Source organism: Pseudarthrobacter sp. TRD_SC_9, assembly GCF_055361265.1.
The window spans coordinates 620,140-639,278 of the sequence record NZ_CM143956.1; the positions used below are offsets into that span (position 1 = coordinate 620,140).

The following is a 19,139-nucleotide window of genomic DNA, read 5'->3' on the forward strand; positions in this document are numbered from 1 at the left end:
AATTTTTCTTGTACTCATCGAGGAGTCAGAAGCATGAAAAACCGAAAGTACCTGTTGCCCATAGCGGCTACCGGCATCCTTGCGCTCACGCTCTCTGCGTGCAGTTCCGAGGGCGGAACCGAAACAACCACCGAGGTCGACTGCACGGCCTACGAGTCCTACGGTAAACACGAAGACAAGACCATTACCGTCTACTCCACCATCGTGGACGTTGAGGCCACCAACCTGGAGCAGACCTGGGCCGCGTTCGAGGAATGCACCGGCGCTACCGTCAAATATGAGGGCAGCAAGGAATTCGAAACCCAGATCGGCGTCCGCGCCCAGTCCGGTAATGCCCCGGACATCGCCATCTTCCCGCAGCCCGGTCTGATGGCAGACCAGGCCCGCGCCGGCAACCTGAAGCCAGCGCCGCAGACTGTCTCCGACGCGGTAGACGAGAACTGGTCAGAAGACTGGAAGAAGTACGGCACGGTCGACGGAACCTTCTACGCCGCCCCCATGCTCGCCAACGTCAAGGGCTTCGTCTGGTACGCGCCCAAGACGTTCGAGGACAACGGCTGGGAAGTTCCTGCCACGTGGGACGAGATGATCGAACTGTCCAACACGATCGCCGATGCCGGTGCCATGAAGCCCTGGTGTGCGGGTTTCGAATCCGGTGAAGCTACCGGATGGCCGGGCACTGACTGGGTCGAGGACGTTGTGCTTCGCGCCCACGGTCCCGAGGTCTACGACCAGTGGGTCAGCCACGAGATCCCGTTCAATGATCCGAAAATCGTTGAAGCGTTCAACACCACCGGCGAGATCCTGCTGGACGACAAGATGGTTAACGGTGGCTTCGGCGACGTCCGCTCCATCCTCACCACCGGCTTCGCACAGGCGGGCCAGCCGGTGCTGGACGGCCAGTGCGCCATGCACCACCAGGCCAACTTCCAGGCCTCCAACTGGCCTGAAGGAACTGTTGTCGCTCCCGACGGCGACGTCTGGGCCTTCATGACTCCGCCCATCGACGAGAGCCTTGGCCAGACCATCACCGGTGGCGGCGAAATGGTCGGCGCCTACAAGGACACCCCTGAGGTCCAGGCTTTCCAGGCCTACATGGCCAGCCCCGAGTTCGCCAATGATCGCGTCAAGCTCGGCGGCGTGATCAGTGCAAACAAGGGTCTCGACCCGGCGAACGCCCAGACCGAGCTGGACAAGCTCTCGATCGAGCTGCTTCAGAATCCCGATACCGTCTTCCGGTTTGACGGCTCTGACCTGATGCCCGGCGCCGTTGGTTCCAACTCCTTCTGGAAGGGAATCGTTGCCTGGATCAACGGGACCCCGGCAGAGCAGGTAACCGACAGCATCGAAGGCAGCTGGCCCGCTAGCTGACCCGCCTCCACGTCACACCCCCGGGGCCTTCCGTCCCGGGGGTGTGACGTACCGCGACCATACGGATCCACGCACACCACGGAGGTTGGGCAATGGAGTTTATCGGAGGAAAATTCCTTCAGGTCCTCATCGCCTTGGCAGTCTTTGCCGCGATTATCGGACTCATCATGTTGCTGGTGGACAAGGCTCCCAAGTCCGCCAAAGACAAAGTAACTATCGCCGGGTTTTTGGCACCGGCAGCAATCCTACTTATCGTCGGGCTCGTCTATCCGGCCGTCAGTACCTCATACCTGGCCTTCACGGACCCCAGCGGCAAGCTCATCGGATTCGACAACTTCGTCTGGATGTTCACGCAGCCGGAGGCCCTGATCACCCTGCGGAACACCCTCATCTGGACCGTCCTGGTGCCCCTGCTCTCCACGGTGTTCGGATTGGCCTACGCGGTGTTCATCGATAAGGCCCGTGGTGAGCGGGTCCTCAAAGCCTTGGTCTTCATGCCAATGGCCATATCCTTCGTCGGCGCGGGCATCATCTGGAAGCTGGTGTACGACTTCCGCGGTTCGGGTATTGAACAAACGGGCGTGCTGAACGCTTTGCGGGTGATGTTCGGAATGGAACCCAAGCAGTTCCTGCTAGACGCACCGGAAAACACCATCTTCCTCATCATCGTGATGGTCTGGATCCAGACTGGTTTTGCCATGGTGATCCTGTCCGCAGCCATCAAGGGGGTGCCTGTGGAACTGGTAGAGGCGGCCCGGCTGGACGGCGCCAACGCCTGGGAGCAGTTTCGCAACGTCACCATCCCCGGCATCCGCGGCTCGCTGGTGGTGGTCCTGACCACCATAACCATCGCCACGCTCAAGGTCTTCGACATCGTCAGGACCATGACAGCCGGAAACTACGAGACCTCGGTTGTGGCCAACGAGATGTATACGCAGGCGTTCCGCGCCGGTGAGCCCGGCCGGGGTGCGGCACTGGCACTGATTCTCTTCCTGATGGTCCTGCCCATCGTTGTCTACAACGCCCGCGTCCTTCGTCAGCAAAAGGAAATCCGATGACCGTCATGCCAGCGCCGGATGCGGCAGCGAACAATACCGGTACCAAGATCAAGTCACGCAGGGTCCCCGGGGGTCCGGACGATTCAGCCCCCATGGCGCGCCGTGTCAAGCAACGCCTGACCTCCCGTTGGGCGACGGCAGCCGCCCTGGTCATCGCCGTTGTCTGGACCATCCCCACCTTTGGCCTGTTCATTTCCTCCATCAGGCCCGCAACCAAGCAGGTGGGTCCCCGCGCCGACGGCTGGTGGAATTTCTTCACTGACTGGCAGTTCACGTTCAAGCACTACGTGGATGTCACGGCTGCGGCCGGATCACAATCGGCCAACCTCTCGCAATACTTCGTGAACTCGCTGGCAATCGTCATTCCAGTCACCGTGTTCGTCCTGGTGCTGGCGTCCATGGCTGCCTACATCTTCGCGTGGGGCAACTTCCGTGGCCGGGAATCAGCGTTCATTTTTGTCTTTGCCCTGCAGATCATCCCGCTCCAGATGGCCCTGATCCCGCTGCTGCAGCTCTTCACACAGGTGCTGCAGATCCCGGCGGGCTCCTACACCCAGCTGTGGATTGCGCACACAATCTTCGGGTTGCCGCTGGGCATCTTCCTCCTTCACAACTTCATCTCGGAAATCCCGGGTGAAGTTATCGAGGCCGCAAAGGTTGACGGCGCCGGCCACACCACAATCTTCTGGCGGATTATCCTGCCGCTGTCCGTACCGGCGCTGGCATCACTGGCGATCTTCCAGTTCCTCTGGGTGTGGAATGACCTGCTGGTGGCCCTGGTATTCTCCGGTGGTACTGCGGATGTCGCTCCCATTACCCAGCGGCTGGCGGAGATTTCCGGTACCCGTGGAAACCGGGACTTCCTGAACCCCGCGGCGGCCTTCGTCTCGATCATCATTCCGCTTCTGGTGTTCTTCGGCCTCCAGCGGTACTTTGTTCGCGGTTTGCTGGCGGGCGGCCTGAAGGGCTGATGCCGCCGCTAACTGACGGAGGGAACCGTGGCACGGTCAACTGAACGAAGCCAGCGGGGCGGGCACAGCGGGGTCAGCATCGAAGATGTCGCTGCAGCCACCGGGTTCTCCACGGCGACTGTCTCCCGGGCAGTCAGGGGATTGCCCCGGGTATCGCCTGCCACCCGGGAGAAGATCCTCGATATCGCCGGCCAACTGGGCTATGTGGCGTCGTCGTCGGCTTCCGGACTGGCAACCGGCCGCACCAAGACCATCGGTGTGCTGGCGCCGTTCGTGAGCCGCTGGTTCTTCTCCAAGGCAATCGAGGGTGCCGACCGGGAGCTTCACACCCGGCACTACAACCTCTCCCTGTTTAATTTGGGCGGGCATGGAAGCAACCGGGAGCGGCTGTTCAGCAAGACTATGGTTTACAAGCAGATCGACGCTCTGCTGGTCCTGTGTATGGCGCTGACCCACGAGGAACTGGAACATCTGCAGAAGATCGACATCCCGCTGGTAGTGGTGGGCGGCCACGTGGAAGATTGCGCTTACATTGGCATTGACGACTACGCGGCCGCCTCCACCGCAGTCCAGCATCTGATCGATCTTGGTCACAAGGACATTGCGCTGATTCATGGTGACGACGAAACGGACCTGAACTTCGATGTTCCGCGGGTCCGCATCCTGGCCTTCCACGACGTGATGAAGCGGGCGGGTCTGGTGGACCGGCCGGAGTGGGATGAACTCGGCGACTTTACGGTGCGCAGCGGGCAGGCAGCTTTTCAGCGGCTGTGGAGTGCGCCCGGACCAAAACCGACGGCCGTTTTCTGCGCATCGGATGAGATGGCGATGGGCGTCATGTTTGAGGCCGTCCGGCTGGGGGTCCGGGTGCCCGAGGACCTGTCAGTGGTGGGAATCGACAACCACGATTTTGCCGAAGCCATAGGGCTGACCACGGTGAGCCAGCGCCCTGATGAGCAAGCCGAGCTCGGCACCAAGATGCTCCTTGACGAGCTGGACGGCATCAGCGGCGCGGTACATTCCGCCGTCGCGCCTCACGAGCTGATTGTCCGCACGTCAACATCTCCGCCCAACTAGGTAGCGGTTGGGTCAGGAGGCGCGGGCCAGCTGCCGGATGGGGATCCAGCGGGACGCCAGGCGGCGGTAAGCGGCCGCGGCGCCAGTCATGTCGCCGTCGGCCAGGCATTCGATGCCCAACCTGATGTCCAACGGCGAGTCATCAGGATGCACCTTGTCTGCCACGGCGCCATAGTCCAGCTCCACAATGGAACCGGAATCGAACCGCTCCAGCCATGCGGTCAGCTGGGCCAGTTCCTCCAACATGTCCAGGTCCGGAGCAGCCAGGGCAAGATGTGCGACGGCGTAACGCGCCCTTTCCAGTGCCTCCAGGAGGGTGGTCCATACCCGGACCGTGGCGATTTTGCCCTGGGACTCCACCACCTCCTGCCGGTCGCCCTCCATAAAGAGCGAAAACCAGCTGAACGGAATGCCCCAGGTAGAGGCCCGTGTGTGCACCCGCGGCGTTTCACCGTTGGCCTTGACCTGGTTGATCCGCTCCTGGTGCTTGTCCAGCTGTTCCTCGGGGATCAGCAGCTGTGCCAGCGGGCCGTGGATGCCCTCCATCAGGGCGTTCGCGGCAAGGCCGGCGCGCAGCACCAGCTGGCTGGGGCAGTACAACAGGTCTTCACCATCTGCACCGGCACCGGCGGCCGCGGCAGCTCCGGCGTCGTTCCTTGCCGATCGGACCCGCACCAGATCTGTACGTCCAGTGGGAAAGGGATCCCCGCCTTCGCGGGTGATGCGGCCCAGGGAGGCGAGCAGTTCGGCATTTTCGACGGCGTCCCTTGAGGAAGCGCCGAGCCCCGCCTTGCGGAGGGCTTTGCGCTGCTCCTCGGGGAAGGCGTGCAGGGGCTCGTAGACCCGCAGGGCGGAGGAAAACGGCAGGCCCGCCTGGCCCCGGTAGATGCTTCCGGTCATGTCCGCCTCCCTTGCAAGAACATTAGTCAGCCAGGTCCACAATCACTGGTGCGTGGTCAGAAGCACCCTTGCCCTTGCGCTCTTCCCGGTCGATGGAGGCGCCAGTGACCCTGGCCGCCAGCGCCGGCGAGGCCAGCACGAAGTCGATCCGCATTCCTTCTTTTTTGGGGAAGCGGAGCTGAGTGTAGTCCCAGTAGGTGTAGACGCCGGGGCCAGGGGTATACGGGCGGACCACGTCGGTAAACCCGGCGGCCTCGAAAGCCCGGAACGCCTCCCGTTCGGGTTCGCTGACGTGGGTATAGCCCTGGGTCAGGAAAAGGTCAATGTCCCAGACATCCTCGTCCCGCGGGGCGATGTTCCAGTCACCCATCAGCGCCAGCTGCAGGTCCGGGTTTGCTGCCAGCTCGCCGCGGGCATGGGCGTTGAGCATGTCCAGCCACTTCAGCTTGTACGGCATGTGCTCATCATTGAGGGAGCGACCGTTGGGAATGTAAAGGCTCCATACGCGCACTCCATTGCACGTGGCTCCCATGGCACGGGCCTCCTGGACGGGATCCTTTCCTTCCTTCCCAAAAGCGGGCTGGTCCATGAAGGTGCGCTCCACGTCCTCAAGCCCCACGCGGGAGGCAATGGCCACGCCGTTCCACTGGTTGTGCCCGAAGTGCGCCACCTCGTAGCCCATCCGCTCAAACAGCTCCCAGGGGAAGTTGTCGTCCTTGCATTTGGTTTCCTGGATGGCCAGGACATCACAATCGCTGCGCTGAAGCCAGGCTTCGACACGATCGGCCCGGGCTCGGAGGGAATTGACGTTCCAGGTAGCAATCTTCACAGTTCTAACTTACCGAACTTGTTGGCTGGAGGCGTTACAGGGTTTGTTGGGCGGCCGGGCGCAGGCCCAACACGCACAGCTCAGCGCATCCCCTCCCTGCGGATGGCGGTGGCAATCGCGGCGGCACGGGTCTCCACCCCGAGCTTGGCGTAGATGTGCGCCAGGTGGGTTTTAACTGTGGCTTCGGAGATGAAGAGCTGCATGCCAAGCTCGCGGTTGCTCAGTCCCTGGGTGAGGAGGCTGAGCAGCTCCGCCTCGCGGGCCGTGAGGATTTCGTCCGGGTTGCGCATCTGCTGGAAGAGGCGGGACGCCACGGGCGGGCTCATCACACTCTTGCCCTGCACTGCGGCTCGCACTCCCGCGAAGATCTCCTCTGGAGCGGCGTCCTTAAGCAGGTAGCCCATGGCCCCGGCGTCCACGGCACGGACTATGTCAGCATCCGAATCGTAGGTGGTGAACACGATGACGGCCTGCTTGCTGTTGCGCTGGCGGAGCCGCTTGATCGCCTCAATGCCATCCATGCCGGGACCCATGGCAAGGTCCATGAGGATCACGTCCGGCGAGCAGGATTCGGCCGCGGCCAGTGCTTCCTCGCCTGATGCCGCTTCACCGACGACGTCGATATCGGGCTGGGTACCCAGCAGCGCCTTGAGTCCGCTCCGGACCACCCCGTGGTCGTCCACCAGGAGCACGGTAATGGAAGTCACGGGGTCTCCTTGGAAGTGCGGGTTGCGGCGGAGGTGGCGGTTGCCTCTTCGGCCTCCGCTGTGGGAGGCAGTGGCAGTTGGGCAGCAATGATGGTGCCCTCGCCCGGGCTGCTTTCCACTGACAACATACCGCCCAGCTGCTCCACCCGCTGCCGCATGGCGCGGAGTCCGTAGCCTCCGGCGTCCGAGGGCTCGGGTACCGCCGACGGATCAAAGCCGCGGCCGTCGTCGAACACATCCAGGGTGACCGCCCCGGGAAGGAAACCGAGGGTGATGCTGATGTTTCCTGCCCGGGCGTGAAGTTTGATGTTGGCCGCCGCGCTTTGAGTGACACGCAACAGGGCATGACGGATCTCGCCGGGAACAGGTGACTGCTCTCCGGTTACCTGGAATCGAAAGCGATCCAGGTACTGCCCGGCCGCCTGCTCCAGCGCCTCCGGGAGAGGAATGCTCTCCAGCCCGGGAGCGGACAGTTCGTGCACCAGGCTCCGGGTTTCGGCGAGGTTCCGGCGCAGCAGGCCCGCGGCTTTCTGTATTTCCTCCTGGGATTCCCGGGCCGGCCAGGACCGCTGGGCGGCTTCGAGCAGCAAGAGGCTGCTGGCCAGCCCCTGGGTGACGGTGTCGTGGATTTCCCGGGAAACCCGTTCGCGCTCGGCAGCCACTCCTGCCGCGCGTTCACTGGCGGCAAGGCGGTCCTGGGCCCGGGTGACGTCGTCGAGCAGTTGTTTCTGGATCCGGGCATCGCGCTCCATCCTCCCGTAGATGAGGGTAAGCAGCAGACCGGCGGCCAGCGGGCCAAGGAGCATGGCAACATCGGTGCCGCCGCTCATCCAGAACAACCCGACGGCGGTTGCGGCCGCCGTGATTCCCGACGCCACGTAAGCGGCCCAGCCGCGAAAGGCCGAGCGGGCCAGGAAGAACAAAGCGAAAGAACCCCACGCAAAGCTGGGGGCCGCGACCACCAGGGCAGACCACGCGGTCACCAGGGCAAACATCCATGGCATCCATGGCTGGCCGCGCAGCGAAAGGACTGCTACCACGCCATAGAGGGTGCAGACGGCAGCGGCCAGACCAACGGTCCAGAGGTTGTCCGCGGGGGAGTGCCTCATCACGTACCGCACGCCGGAAGCCACCATCAGCACTGCAAAACTGACGTGGACCACGGCGTCAATCCGGCCGTCGATCCTGTTCACTGACATGGGTTTCCTTCGCTTGAAATACGCTACCCACCATGCTAATTCCCTTGCGGTTGCCGGTCTCTCAGCCATTTGGCTGATAAGCCCGGCGGAAAGGATGAGCAGGCGGCGACTGCCTGGCCGATGCCCCGAAGCGGCCTCCCCAACGAAGCTTGAAGAGTGCCCTGGCAAGACCGCCAGGGAAAGCCAACCAACAGGAGAAGCCATGAAGAAGTCCACCATGCTGTTCAGCAGCGCAGCCGTCAGTGCCCTGGTCCTCACCGGCGGCATCACTGCCGTCGCAAATGCCGTCTCCGTGCCGCAGCAGCCGGCACCCATCTCCGTTCCCGCCGTCGACGTCCCTGCCTCGCCGGACACCACGGTCCAGCAGAACCGCATCAGCGTGGATGCTTCCGCGGATGCCGTCGAGGCAGCCCTGGCGAAGTGCCAGGCGGACAAACTTCCGTTCGTCACGGTGGCACTGGTGGACCGCTTCGGCACCGTCCAGGCTCTCCTGCGCGGAGACAACGCTGCCGAGCACACCATCGAAGCTGCGAAGCAGAAGGCTTACACCGCTGCGGCGTTCGGCGCTCCCACCAGTGAACTTGCAGGCCGCATCAACGGCAACGGCAAGCCCTCCATCGCGGACCTGCCCGGTACCCTGTTCCTTCCGGGCGGGGTGCCCTTGAAGGTCAATGGCGTTTCCGTTGCAGGCATCGGCGTGGGCGGCGCTCCGGACGGCATGCTCGACGAAGCGTGCGCCACCGCCGGAGCCGAGGTCATAGCCGGCGCCGGCAAGTAGAACACCCTTGCCCTGAAGGTAGTCGGGTGATTGGCTGTGGGCATGAGAGACGATCAGCCAAGCGACGGGAATCTGCCCACGGACAGTCACCTGCAGGAAGACATATCTATCTCTTCGGACGAGGAGGAGGAAACAACGGACCACTTCGTCCCAGGGCAAACCAATGCCGGCCAGCAGGTATCGGGCCTGGCCTCCGCAACTGACTACGGCGAAGATCAGGAGCCGCCCGGGGAGGACGCCAACAACCCTGTTTAGCCCGGGCCCGCTGAGACAAGCGCACCCTCTGGAAAATAGTAGGAAGTCCGAGTATATTCGGCTGCAAGACGGCCTGGATCACATGCGAAGGAGCATTCCACTATGGCAGCTATGGTGCGCGAGCTTTCCCACTACGTAGACGGACAGCGGGTTGACGGCACCTCCGGCCGGTTCGGGGATGTCTTTGATCCCTGTTCCGGCCAGGTGCAGGCACGGGTTCCGCTGGCTTCCCGGGACGAGGTGGCCAACGTCATTGCCAGCGCGGAGAAGGCGCAGCTCGAGTGGGCGGCTATGAATCCGCAGCGCCGTGGCCGGATCCTGCTCAAGTTCGTGGAGCTGGTCAACGCGAACATGGACGAGCTGGCCACGCTGCTGTCCCGGGAACACGGCAAGACCTTCGCCGACTCGAAGGGCGATATCCAACGCGGCATTGAGGTGGTGGAGTTCGCCGCCGGCGCCCCGCACCTGCTAAAGGGCGAATTTTCCGACGCCGGTGGGATCGACGTGCACTCGGTGCGGCAGCCGTTGGGCGTCGTCGCCGGGATCACGCCGTTCAACTTTCCCGCCATGATCCCGCTGTGGAAGTCCGGTCCCGCGCTCGCCGCAGGCAACGCCTTCATCCTCAAGCCCTCGGAGCGCGACCCCTCGGTGCCGCTCCGACTTGCCGAGCTTTTCACCGAAGCAGGTGTCCCGGATGGCGTATTCAACGTGGTCAACGGGGATAAGGAAGCCGTTGACGCGCTGCTGGAAGACCCGCGGGTCAAGGCGGTGGGCTTCGTTGGCTCCACCCCCATTGCGCAGTACATCTATGCCACCGCTGCAGCGCACGGCAAGCGCGCGCAGTGCTTCGGCGGGGCCAAGAACCATATGGTGATCATGCCCGACGCCGATCTTGAGATGGCTGCCGACGCCCTGATCGGTTCCGGATACGGCTCGGCCGGTGAACGTTGCATGGCCATTTCGGTTGCTGTCCCGGTGGGGGAGGAGACCGCGAACAGGCTGGTGGACACCCTCCAGGAACGCGTAAAGGCTCTCAAAGTCGGCCCCAGCCTCGCGCCGGACAGCGACTTCGGGCCCGTGGTCACCGCCGCCGCCAAGGAACGGATCGAGGGGTACATCCAATCCGGAATTGACGACGGCGCCACCCTCCTTGCGGACGGGCGCGGCCTTGAAGTGGACGGTTACGACGGTGGTTTCTGGGTGGGACCCACCCTCTTTGACCATGTCACCAAGGACATGGCGATCTACCGCGAGGAGATCTTCGGCCCGGTCCTCAGTATCCTGCGGGCTCCGGACTATGAGGAAGCATTGCGGCTCTGCACCGAACACGAGTATGGCAACGGCGTGGCCATCTTTACCCGCGACGGCGACGCCGCCCGCGACTTTGCCAGCCGCGTCCAGGTAGGCATGGTGGGCATCAACGTGCCCATCCCCGTTCCCATTGCCTACTACACCTTCGGCGGCTGGAAGGCCTCAGGCTTTGGCGATCTCAACCAGCACGGCCCGGACGCCTTCCGCTTCTACACCAAGACCAAAACCATCACCACGCGCTGGCCCTCGGGAATCCGCTCCGGTGCCAGCTTCATCATGCCGGAGGGAAGCTGATGACGGACGGCGGCGGATCAACAGGCTCGGCAGTTTCTGAGGCCAGCGAGGCGGCAGCTCCCGAGGTGTTGTTCGAGCGCCGCGGCCGGCTGGGCGTTATCACCTTGAACCGTCCCAAGGCCGTCAACGCCCTGACTGAAGGGATGGCTGCCGGGATGCTGGAGCAGTTGACGGCGTGGGCAACGGACGATGCCGTGGCCACAGTCCTGGTCCGGGGCGCCGGTGAACGGGGCCTGTGCGCCGGCGGAGACATCGTGGCCATCTACCGGGACATGCTCACCGGCGGAGACAGGACGGCCAGGTTCTGGCAGGTCGAGTACCGGCTGAACGCGCTGATCGCCAGCTACCCTAAGCCGTACGTGGCCTTCATGGACGGGCTGGTGCTGGGTGGCGGAGTGGGCATTTCGGCCCACGGTTCGGTCCGCGTGGTGACCGAGCGGACACGCACCGGCATGCCCGAAACCACCATTGGCTTTGTGCCCGACGTCGGCGGGACCTATCTTCTGGCCCGCTCACCTGGGGAGGCGGGAACCCATGCCGCGCTCACCGGTGCGCACTGCACCGGCTCGGACGCGATCTTCCTGGGGCTGGCAGACCACTTTGTTGAGTCAGGCAAGTTGGCCGCGCTGGCGCAGGCGCTGGAGAGCGAAAGCCCGGAGGACGCCGTCGTACGTTTCAGCTCACCGGGCCCGCCCAGCACTTTGGAGGAGCAGCGCAGCTGGATTGATGACTGCTACACCGGGGACAGTGCCGAGGAAATTGTCCGCCGGCTCGATGCCGGCGGTGGGGACGCAGCCGCAGCCGCTGCCACCATTGCCGCGAAATCCCCGACTGCCGTGAAGGTTGCGCTGGCCAGCATCCGCCGGGCGCGCAACCTGGGCCTGGGCGAGGCGCTGAAGCAGGAGTACCGCGTTGGATTGCGGTGCCTCACCGGTCCGGATTTCCGTGAGGGGATCCGGGCGCAGGTGGTGGACAAGGACCGCAACCCGCGCTGGAACCCGCCGTCGCTGCACCAGGTGACGGAGTCCGACGTCGAACGGTTCTTCCATCCGCTGGACGACGCTGAACCGGAACTCGAAGTGAAACCCGATGCCGGGCTGGAACTGCAGGAGAGGGAGTCCGATCATGTCTGACGCTGCTTCACAGGACGTTGCCCCGCAGGGCACCATAGCCTTTTTGGGACTGGGCCATATGGGGGGTCCGATGGCCGTGAACCTGGTCAAGGCCGGGTACCCGGTGGCCGGTTTCGACGTTGTCCCGGCGGCCATCGAGGAAGCAGGCCGCAATGGGGTGCCCACGGTGGAGAACGCCGTCGACGCCGTCCGGGCCGCCTCCGTGGTGCTCACCATGCTGCCCAGCGGCCGGCACCTGCTGGATGCTTACCGCGGGACCGGCGGCGCCCCTGGCCTGTTGGCTGAAGCCGCGCCGGGCACGCTGTTCCTGGACTGCTCCACCATCAACGTGGACGAGGCCCGGGAAGCTGCGCAGCTGGCTTTGGATGCCGGCCACCGCTCCGTAGATGCCCCGGTGTCTGGCGGTGTGGTGGGGGCCGAGGCCGGCACCCTGACCTTTATGGTGGGCGGCAGTGTGGAGGATTTCGAGGCCGTCCGTCCGCTGCTGGAGGTGATGGGCAAGCGCATTGTGCACTGCGGCGACCACGGTTTGGGCCAGGCAGCGAAGGTGTGCAACAACCTGATCCTGGGGATTTCCATGATCGCCGTGAGCGAGGCCTTTGTGCTGGGGGAGAAGCTGGGACTGACGCACCAGGCACTGTTCGACGTCGCCTCCAACGCCTCGGGCCAGTGCTGGGCGCTGACCACCAACTGCCCGGTGCCGGGCCCGGTTCCCACCAGCCCGGCCAACCGCGACTATCAGCCCGGGTTCGCGGGTGCCCTGATGGCAAAGGACCTGCGGCTGGCCCTGAACGCGTTGGAAAGCAATGGCGTGGCGGCCCGGCTGGGTCCGCTGGCCACTGAAATTTACGAGGCGTTTGCCGCGGAAGGCGGAGCCGGCCGGGATTTTTCCGGCATTATTACGGACATCAGGGACAAATCGGCAGCTAAACAGCCGGAAGCATCAGACACGTGAGGGAATCCATGACGCAGCAGGGCACCACCGGGACGACAGAAGCCGACACCACATCATCTCCGGCAACGGCAGGGCAGTACGCCAACATCCTGGTAGAGCACCGCGGCCGCGTAGGCATCGTGACGTTGAACCGACCGGAGGCCCTGAATGCGCTGAACAAGGGCACGCTGGATGACGTCGTTGCTGCCGTCAGTGCCATGGATGCGGATCCGGGGGTTGGCGCCGTCGTGATCACCGGTTCTGCGAAGGCGTTTGCCGCGGGCGCGGACATCAAGGAGATGGCGGACAAGAGCTACCTGGAGATGTACGCGCTGGACTGGTTCCGGTCATGGGAGGACCTGACGCGGCTGCGGATTCCCATCGTTGCGGCGGTGTCCGGCTTTGCCCTCGGCGGCGGCTGCGAGCTGGCCATGATGTGCGACATTGTTATTGCCGGGGACAACGCCAAGTTCGGCCAACCGGAAATCAACCTGGGTGTGATTCCGGGGATGGGCGGCTCGCAACGGCTCACCCGGGCAGTGGGCAAGGCCAAGGCCATGGACCTGATTCTGACGGGCCGTTTCATCGGTGCCGAGGAAGCCGAACGTTGCGGGCTGGTCTCCCGCGTGGTGCCTGCCGCGGACGTGGTGGATGAGGCAGTGGAGGTTGCCGAAGTGATCGCGTCCAAGTCCAAACCCGTGGCCATGCTGGCCAAGGAGGCCGTAAACGCCGCCTTCGAAACCGGGCTTGCGCAGGGGGTGGTGTTTGAACGCCGCCTCTTCCACTCGCTGTTCGCCAGCGAAGACCAGAAGGAAGGAATGGCGGCGTTCGCCCAGAAGCGCCAGCCGGAGTTCAAGCACCGGTAGGTGTACTGGCCGGGGAGGTTGTTTGAGTGACCCACTCGCCCCGACCGTGCACCGGTCTGGCGTTCGCCGGAGGTTCTCCGACCTCGTGGATGGTATGGCCGCTGCAAGCCGTTTTGGTTACGCTGGCCCGCTCGATGCGGGACACGGTGAACCATCGCATTGCGTTGCGCAGTCGGCACCACCCAACCAGGTACCACTGGCCGTTCGTGGAGGCGAACAGCACTGGTTCAACGTCACGGGTGGTGGTAGCCGCGTCCCTCGATGTGTAGCGAATGCGGATCACCCGCTGCTCGGCCATCGCTTCCTCCAATGCCGACTTGATGGCGCGGGAAGAGGACGGAAGCGCGTTGACCCAGACGCGGTGGGCCAGTTCGTCGGCCCGTGCCCGGGTTTTAGGATCGAGGACGTCCAGGATCTTTTGGATACCTGCCGCTGCCAGATCGGCGTAGGGGGCATCGGGTGCAGCGGACACGGCTGCCATGAGCGCCACGGCCTGCGCTGGGGACAGGCTGACGGGCGGCAGGGACGCGCCTGTAGCCAATCCGTAGCCACCGCCCGGACCTGGGCGAGACCAGATAGGCGCACCGCTGTTCTCTAACGCATCGAGGTCTCTTTTTACGGTGCGCACGGACACCTCAAACTCTTTCGCCAACCGTTCGGCGGAAACCCCCCGTGTGCCGCTGCGGCGCAACATCTCGGATAGAGCATGGAGCCGTTCGACTCGTTTCACAGTTCAGACCCCGACAAATTCATGACATAGATAGTGACATACCTTTGTCCGCACTGGCTGCGAGGGTAGTGACATGACAACTACTACAAGCAGTCCGACCATCATTCTCATCGCCGGCCACTGGCTGGGCGCCTGGGCGTGGGAGGAAGTGCTTGAACACCTGACAACCGACCACTCCCGTGCAATCGCGATGACACTGCCCGGTCTCGATGGGGACGATCCCGGGCGTGCGGCGAAGACTCTCGACGATCAAGCCGCGGCGGTCCTGGACATCTTCGCTCAACTTGGGGTCTCCGAGGATCAGCCCGCAACTCTCGTCGCTCACAGCGGGGCGAACGCCCCCGTCAGCCTCGTCCTTGACCGGCACCCCGAGCTTGTCCATCGAGTGGTATGGGTCGACTCCGGCCCCGTGGCGACGGGAAGCGCCTTCGCCCCAGACCTCCCGGTGGAGTTGGAGGAGCTTCCGCTGCCGCCCCTCGACGTCCTCGCACAGCAGGCGAGCCTCGAAGGCCTGAGTGCAGAGGTCCTCGAACGTTTTCGGGCCCGGGCCGTCCCTGAGCCCGGCCCAGTGCTTCGTCAACCCGTCGAGCTCACGAACGATGCCCGCCGCAAGGTTCGGACCACCCTGGTGTGCTGCTCGATCCCGGGCGCGCAGGTGCTGGAGCTGGCCCACGCAGGCCATGCCATGTTTGCCGAAGTCGCAAACATCGAGCACCTCGACGTCATTGACCTCCCAACAGGGCATTGGCCTATGTGGAGCCGTCCCCTCGACCTCGCCAAGGTCATTGAGTCAGCGGCTTCTCGAACCAACTGAACTGCACGTACAACCTGTAGGGGTCAGTCGAATCCGGCTGGCCCCTACACCCTCTGCCCGAGGGACTCCCGGTACACCGCCACGTCCCGTTCCAGTTCCTCGGCCATCAGGCTGTTGTTGAGGTTAACTGCCGCCCAGGTGCCTCCCGCGGCGGCCGGCAGCACCTGCGCCTTGATGTCCGTGACGTTGCCCGCCGCCCAGATGCCCGGGACCGCGGTGGCTCCGCTCTCGTCGGTCACCAGGTAGTCACCCATGCCGGACGGGTGCGGTGCCGCGGCCAGGCCCAGTCCGGCCAGGCCGTCCAAGCGGGCGTGCACCTTGGGCCCTACCACCAGGGCGTCGATGGCAACCTCGCCGGAAGCGAGTGCCACGCCGCGGAGCCTGCCGTCCTGGACGCGGAGTTCCTCAAGGCCGCCGTCCACCAGCCGGATGCCACGTGCGGCCAGCTGTTCCAGTTCCTCCTCGCCGGGTTCGGCAAGATCATTGAGGAACAAGGTGATGTTGGCGCTCCACTGCCGGAACATCAATGCCTGGTGCACGGACACCGGTCCGGCTCCGATGATGCCGATTGCCTGGTCCCGCACTTCCCAGCCGTGGCAGAACGGGCAGTGCAGCACATCCTTGCCCCACAGGTCTCGGAGTCCGGGAATGGCGGGAAGATCATCCCGCAGCCCGGTGGCAATGAGGATGCGCCTGCCGGAAACCCGGGCGCCGTCGTCGAGCGTGACAGTGAAGGCGCCTTCAGAACCTGAGGCATCGGCGACGCGGCCGGGCACCATGACCGCACCGTAGCTTTCCGCTTCGGCGCGGGCTATCCGCAGCAGCTCGAGGGGGTCCATGCCGTCCCGAGTGAGGAAAGCGTGCACGCCCTCAGCGGGCGCGTTGCGTGGTTCGCCTGAATCGATGACGGCAACAGTGCGCCGGGCACGGCCCAGGGTTTGGGCAGCGCTCAGGCCTGCGGCGCCGCCTCCGATGATGACGGCGTCGTATGAAAATTCGTTGTTTTGGCTCATGTCTCAAGCGTGCTTGCGATCCCTCCTGCTGGCAATTATTCTTGCTGGAATAGCAAAATAGGTCGTTGGTGCGGAAGGCAGGCGCGGTGGGAGACGAAGAAGAGTTCGACGGCGTCCTGGCCGCCGTCGGTCCGCGGCTGCGGTCGTTGCGGGCGGCGAGCGACGTGACGCTGGCTGAACTGTCCGCCACTACCGGGATATCGGTGAGCACTCTGTCCAGGCTGGAATCCGGCCAGCGCAAGCCCAACCTGGAACTCCTCCTGCCGCTTGCCCGTGCGCACCAGGTGCCGCTGGACGAACTGGTGGGCGCGCCGGATACGGGCGATCCGCGGGTTCACCTGCGGCCTATCCCGGGCCCCCGAATGACCGTAATTCCGCTGACCCGCAAGCCCGGCGGCATCCAGGCCTACAAGTGCATCATGAAGGCAGGCCGCGCTGCAGAGCCGGATCCGCAGGTGCACGAGGGCTATGAATGGCTGTACGTACTCAATGGCGCGCTCCGGGTGGTGCTGGGTGACCGCAACTTTGTGATGGGCCCGGGGGAGGCGGCCGAGTTTGACACCCGCGTGCCGCATTGGTTCGGCACGGCGGACAGCGACCCAGTGGAATTCCTCAGCCTCTTCGGCCGGCAGGGAGAACGCGTCCACCTGAAGGCAAAGACCGTTGGCTGAGTCAACCGTGACCGTCTCCCGGACCAGCCGCCTCAACCTGCTCCCGGCCACGCTCCTGTCCGCTTCCGGCTTTGTGCTGTTTGTCCTCGAAAACCGGTTGCTCGGTTTCAGCATGCTGGCAGTTGCCTTGCTGGGTGCTGCCATCTTCAACCGCTCCCTGGCCAAGGATCTCGCCCTGGTGGCGTTCGGCCTGGTGATGATGAGCCTGGTTCCTGTCACCACGGACATCAGTACCGGGCACATGCTGGAGATGGGCGCCGCGATGATCGCCGCCGTCGCGGTTCCCTACGCCGTCTCCCGCTGGGTCTACCGCGATCATGCCGTCCGCTTCCCCGTGCTGACCGGCCAGCGTTGGACCCGCGCGGAGAAGATCTACCTGTGGGTTGTGCCGCCGCTGGGCTACGTGATGCTGGGTTATTACATGGTGAGCACCGGCGTGTACCGGAACTGGCCGGCGGTCAGCGATCCGGAAGGCATCATCCGGCTGTTCATCGGCACCAACGGACTGGGCATCTGGGACGAACTGTTCTTCATTTGCACGGCCTTCACGCTGCTGCGCCGGCATCTGCCTGAATGGCAGGCCAACCTGCTGCAGGCGGTGCTGTTCACCTCGTTCCTCTGGGAACTGGGTTTTGAGGCCTGGGGGCCGCTGTTCATCTTCCCGTTCGCACTGCTGCAGGCCAGGCTTTTTACCGTAACCAAGTCCCTGTCCTACATCGTCAGCGTCCACCTGTTGTTCGACTTCGTGCTGTTCCTGGTGCTGCTCCAGGTGCACAACAGCGGCTGGTGGGACGCGTACGGGCTGTGAGCTCAGGCCACGAAGGTGCCGCACGCGTCAGGAAGCAAACATTGGCAGCCGCCTCAGCTTGTCCGGGTTTGAAACCTGGCGGATTTCGCGGATCAATCCGCCAGGGGATGCATCAATGAGCAGCACATCGGACCTGCCCTGATGCCGGAGCAGGAGGGCAGGGTCGCCGTTGACCTGGACAATCCCGGTGCTCACCGGACGTCCAGGTTCAATAGAAAGGGCCTTACCCAGGATGCCGGCAAAGAACCGGGCAATCCTTTCGGCACCGAAGATCGGGTTCCTGGCGCTTCTGACCTTCCCGCCGCCGTCGGCCCACAACACGGCGTCCCGCTCCAGCATGGCCAGCACGGCATCTATGTCGCCCTGTTCAATGGCCTTCACCAATTTTTCCAGCGCCGCCCGGTCCCGGGCACGTGGGGCGGGGGCATCCGGGTCAATGTCGAGGCGGCGCTCGGCACGGGAGACCATCTGGCGCACGGCTGCGGGCGTTTTCTCCAGGATCGCGGCGATTTCCGGCGCAGTCATGTCGAAGGCACGGTGCAGGATCAGGGCGGCGCGGGACTCCGGGGTCAACTGTTCGGCCAGATGCAGCAGCGTCAAAGACAACAGCTCCCTGTTGGCCACCGTTTCTTCCGGAAGCCGGTCCGTATCCACGGGTTCCGGAAGCCATGGCCCGGCGTAATCCTCCCGGACCGCTGCCAGCTGCCGGACCCGGTCCACGGACCGGCGTACGCAGACGGTGGTCAGCCAGGCCGGCCAGGATTCCACCGGACTGTTGCTGCCGCGTTGTTCCTGGCGCACTGCGTCCACCGCCACCTCGGAGACCACATCTTCAGCATGGCCGAAGTCGCCCAACATCCGGTAGGCGATACCAAGGAGACGGTTCCGTTCGTGCTGCCACGCCGCAGCAGCGACCGTCGGAGCATTCATGGAGCCCACGCTACCCGTCAGGCGACGGGATTCAGCGCATCCACCGGAGGCTGCATCCGGGTGCTGACCGCAATCCGGTTCCAGACGTTGATGGTGGCGATGGCCAGGACAAGGGCGCCCATCCCGCCTTCGTCGAAATGCTTGGCCGCAGCATCCCAGATGTCGTCCGTCACCGTGTCAGGCCCCAGGTTGGTGATGGCATCCGTGAGTGCCAGTACCGCCTGCTCCTTCTCGTCAAAGAGAACTGTTGCGTGCTGCCAGGCGGCCACGGCATGGAGCTTGCGGGAGGACATTCCCTGCTTCAGGCCGGCCGTGGCATGCATATCCACGCAAAAGCCGCAGCCGTTCAGGATGGAGGCCCTCAACTTGATCAGATCGAGCAGTTCCGGATCGACGCTCTTGCGGGCGTAGCCTTCCAGGCCGATCACCGCGGCGTAGCCAAGCTTGTTGGTGCGGCCAATGTTGATTCGTGTCATTTCCAAATTCCCTT

The 19,139-nt window shown here is 64.2% G+C and carries 21 protein-coding genes; 13 read left to right on the forward strand and 8 right to left on the reverse strand.

Annotated elements, in window-relative coordinates; translation table 11 throughout:
* Positions 1-33 precede the first annotated feature (33 nt).
* The 4 genes from ACWA13_RS02980 (at position 34) to ACWA13_RS02995 (ending at position 4,477) form a co-directional block, all read left to right on the forward strand.
* Positions 34-1,371 carry an ABC transporter substrate-binding protein gene (locus ACWA13_RS02980; RefSeq protein ID WP_463936700.1) on the forward strand — a complete coding sequence of 446 codons (1,338 nt, stop codon included), beginning with the start codon at positions 34-36 and terminating at the stop codon, positions 1,369-1,371.
* A 92-nt stretch (positions 1,372-1,463) separates the two neighbouring features.
* Positions 1,464-2,429: a carbohydrate ABC transporter permease gene (locus ACWA13_RS02985; protein ID WP_463936701.1), complete on the forward strand. Its 966-nt coding sequence runs from the start codon at positions 1,464-1,466 to the stop codon at positions 2,427-2,429.
* Complete coding sequence (locus ACWA13_RS02990; RefSeq protein WP_463936702.1) at positions 2,426-3,400, forward strand: carbohydrate ABC transporter permease; 975 nt, start codon at positions 2,426-2,428, stop codon at positions 3,398-3,400. Before ACWA13_RS02985 ends, ACWA13_RS02990 begins: the two co-directional genes overlap by 4 nt.
* Before the next feature lie 27 nt (positions 3,401-3,427).
* Positions 3,428-4,477, forward strand: a complete 1,050-nt coding sequence (locus tag ACWA13_RS02995) for a LacI family DNA-binding transcriptional regulator (protein ID WP_463936703.1) — start codon at positions 3,428-3,430, stop codon at positions 4,475-4,477.
* A gap of 12 nt (positions 4,478-4,489) precedes the next feature.
* Here the strand turns inward: ACWA13_RS02995 and ACWA13_RS03000 are convergent, their stop codons facing one another.
* The 4 genes from ACWA13_RS03000 to ACWA13_RS03015 form a co-directional block, all read right to left on the reverse strand.
* Positions 4,490-5,377 (reverse strand): DUF8083 family protein, encoded by an 888-nt coding sequence (locus ACWA13_RS03000; RefSeq protein WP_463936704.1) that lies wholly within the window; start codon positions 5,375-5,377, stop codon positions 4,490-4,492.
* A gap of 22 nt (positions 5,378-5,399) precedes the next feature.
* Positions 5,400-6,206, reverse strand: coding sequence for an exodeoxyribonuclease III (locus tag ACWA13_RS03005; RefSeq protein WP_463936705.1), 807 nt, complete (start codon positions 6,204-6,206; stop codon positions 5,400-5,402).
* An 80-nt stretch (positions 6,207-6,286) separates the two neighbouring features.
* On the reverse strand, positions 6,287-6,913 hold the full coding sequence (locus ACWA13_RS03010; RefSeq protein ID WP_463936706.1) for a response regulator: 627 nt from the start codon (positions 6,911-6,913) through the stop codon (positions 6,287-6,289).
* Positions 6,910-8,112 (reverse strand): sensor histidine kinase, encoded by a 1,203-nt coding sequence (locus ACWA13_RS03015; RefSeq protein ID WP_463936707.1) that lies wholly within the window; start codon positions 8,110-8,112, stop codon positions 6,910-6,912. The genes ACWA13_RS03010 and ACWA13_RS03015 overlap by 4 nt, the downstream gene beginning before the upstream one ends.
* A 202-nt stretch (positions 8,113-8,314) precedes the next feature.
* On the opposite strand from ACWA13_RS03015, the gene ACWA13_RS03020 reads away from it, so the two are divergent.
* From ACWA13_RS03020 to ACWA13_RS03045, 6 genes are all read left to right on the forward strand, one after another.
* Positions 8,315-8,890, forward strand: a complete 576-nt coding sequence (locus ACWA13_RS03020; protein ID WP_463936708.1) for a GlcG/HbpS family heme-binding protein — start codon at positions 8,315-8,317, stop codon at positions 8,888-8,890.
* Between the two features lie 42 nt (positions 8,891-8,932).
* Positions 8,933-9,145: a hypothetical protein gene (locus ACWA13_RS03025; protein WP_463936709.1), complete on the forward strand. Its 213-nt coding sequence runs from the start codon at positions 8,933-8,935 to the stop codon at positions 9,143-9,145.
* Positions 9,146-9,256: 111 nt separating this feature from the next.
* Positions 9,257-10,750 carry a CoA-acylating methylmalonate-semialdehyde dehydrogenase gene (locus ACWA13_RS03030; protein WP_463938002.1) on the forward strand — a complete coding sequence of 498 codons (1,494 nt, stop codon included), beginning with the start codon at positions 9,257-9,259 and terminating at the stop codon, positions 10,748-10,750.
* Positions 10,750-11,883 carry an enoyl-CoA hydratase/isomerase family protein gene (locus tag ACWA13_RS03035; RefSeq protein WP_463936710.1) on the forward strand — a complete coding sequence of 378 codons (1,134 nt, stop codon included), beginning with the start codon at positions 10,750-10,752 and terminating at the stop codon, positions 11,881-11,883. Before ACWA13_RS03030 ends, ACWA13_RS03035 begins: the two co-directional genes overlap by 1 nt.
* On the forward strand, positions 11,876-12,838 hold the full coding sequence (gene mmsB / locus ACWA13_RS03040) for a 3-hydroxyisobutyrate dehydrogenase (RefSeq protein WP_463936711.1): 963 nt from the start codon (positions 11,876-11,878) through the stop codon (positions 12,836-12,838). The genes ACWA13_RS03035 and mmsB overlap by 8 nt, the downstream gene beginning before the upstream one ends.
* Positions 12,835-13,683: an enoyl-CoA hydratase gene (locus ACWA13_RS03045; RefSeq protein ID WP_463936712.1), complete on the forward strand. Its 849-nt coding sequence runs from the start codon at positions 12,835-12,837 to the stop codon at positions 13,681-13,683. The genes mmsB and ACWA13_RS03045 overlap by 4 nt, the downstream gene beginning before the upstream one ends.
* Here the strand turns inward: ACWA13_RS03045 and ACWA13_RS03050 are convergent.
* The gene (locus ACWA13_RS03050; protein ID WP_463936713.1) at positions 13,670-14,413 is read right to left on the reverse strand and encodes a helix-turn-helix transcriptional regulator; all 744 of its coding nucleotides are present in this window, start codon (positions 14,411-14,413) and stop codon (positions 13,670-13,672) included. The genes ACWA13_RS03045 and ACWA13_RS03050 overlap by 14 nt on opposite strands.
* A 73-nt stretch (positions 14,414-14,486) precedes the next feature.
* On the opposite strand from ACWA13_RS03050, the gene ACWA13_RS03055 reads away from it, so the two are divergent.
* Positions 14,487-15,227 (forward strand): alpha/beta fold hydrolase, encoded by a 741-nt coding sequence (locus ACWA13_RS03055; protein ID WP_463936714.1) that lies wholly within the window; start codon positions 14,487-14,489, stop codon positions 15,225-15,227.
* Positions 15,228-15,271: 44 nt separating this feature from the next.
* Here the strand turns inward: ACWA13_RS03055 and ACWA13_RS03060 are convergent, their stop codons facing one another.
* On the reverse strand, positions 15,272-16,240 hold the full coding sequence (locus ACWA13_RS03060) for an NAD(P)/FAD-dependent oxidoreductase (RefSeq protein WP_463936715.1): 969 nt from the start codon (positions 16,238-16,240) through the stop codon (positions 15,272-15,274).
* 86 nt (positions 16,241-16,326) lie between these two features.
* Between ACWA13_RS03060 and ACWA13_RS03065 the strand changes: the two genes are divergently transcribed.
* Entirely contained in the window at positions 16,327-16,911 is a 585-nt protein-coding gene (locus ACWA13_RS03065) for a helix-turn-helix domain-containing protein (RefSeq protein ID WP_463936716.1), read from the forward strand.
* Positions 16,904-17,719 (forward strand): CPBP family glutamic-type intramembrane protease, encoded by an 816-nt coding sequence (locus ACWA13_RS03070; RefSeq protein WP_463936717.1) that lies wholly within the window; start codon positions 16,904-16,906, stop codon positions 17,717-17,719. Before ACWA13_RS03065 ends, ACWA13_RS03070 begins: the two co-directional genes overlap by 8 nt.
* Positions 17,720-17,746: 27 nt before the next feature.
* On the opposite strand, the gene ACWA13_RS03075 is transcribed toward ACWA13_RS03070, so the two are convergent.
* Entirely contained in the window at positions 17,747-18,649 is a 903-nt protein-coding gene (locus ACWA13_RS03075) for a sigma-70 family RNA polymerase sigma factor (RefSeq protein WP_463936718.1), read from the reverse strand.
* A gap of 17 nt (positions 18,650-18,666) precedes the next feature.
* Positions 18,667-19,125 (reverse strand): carboxymuconolactone decarboxylase family protein, encoded by a 459-nt coding sequence (locus ACWA13_RS03080; protein ID WP_463936719.1) that lies wholly within the window; start codon positions 19,123-19,125, stop codon positions 18,667-18,669.
* Positions 19,126-19,139: the final 14 nt, after the last annotated feature.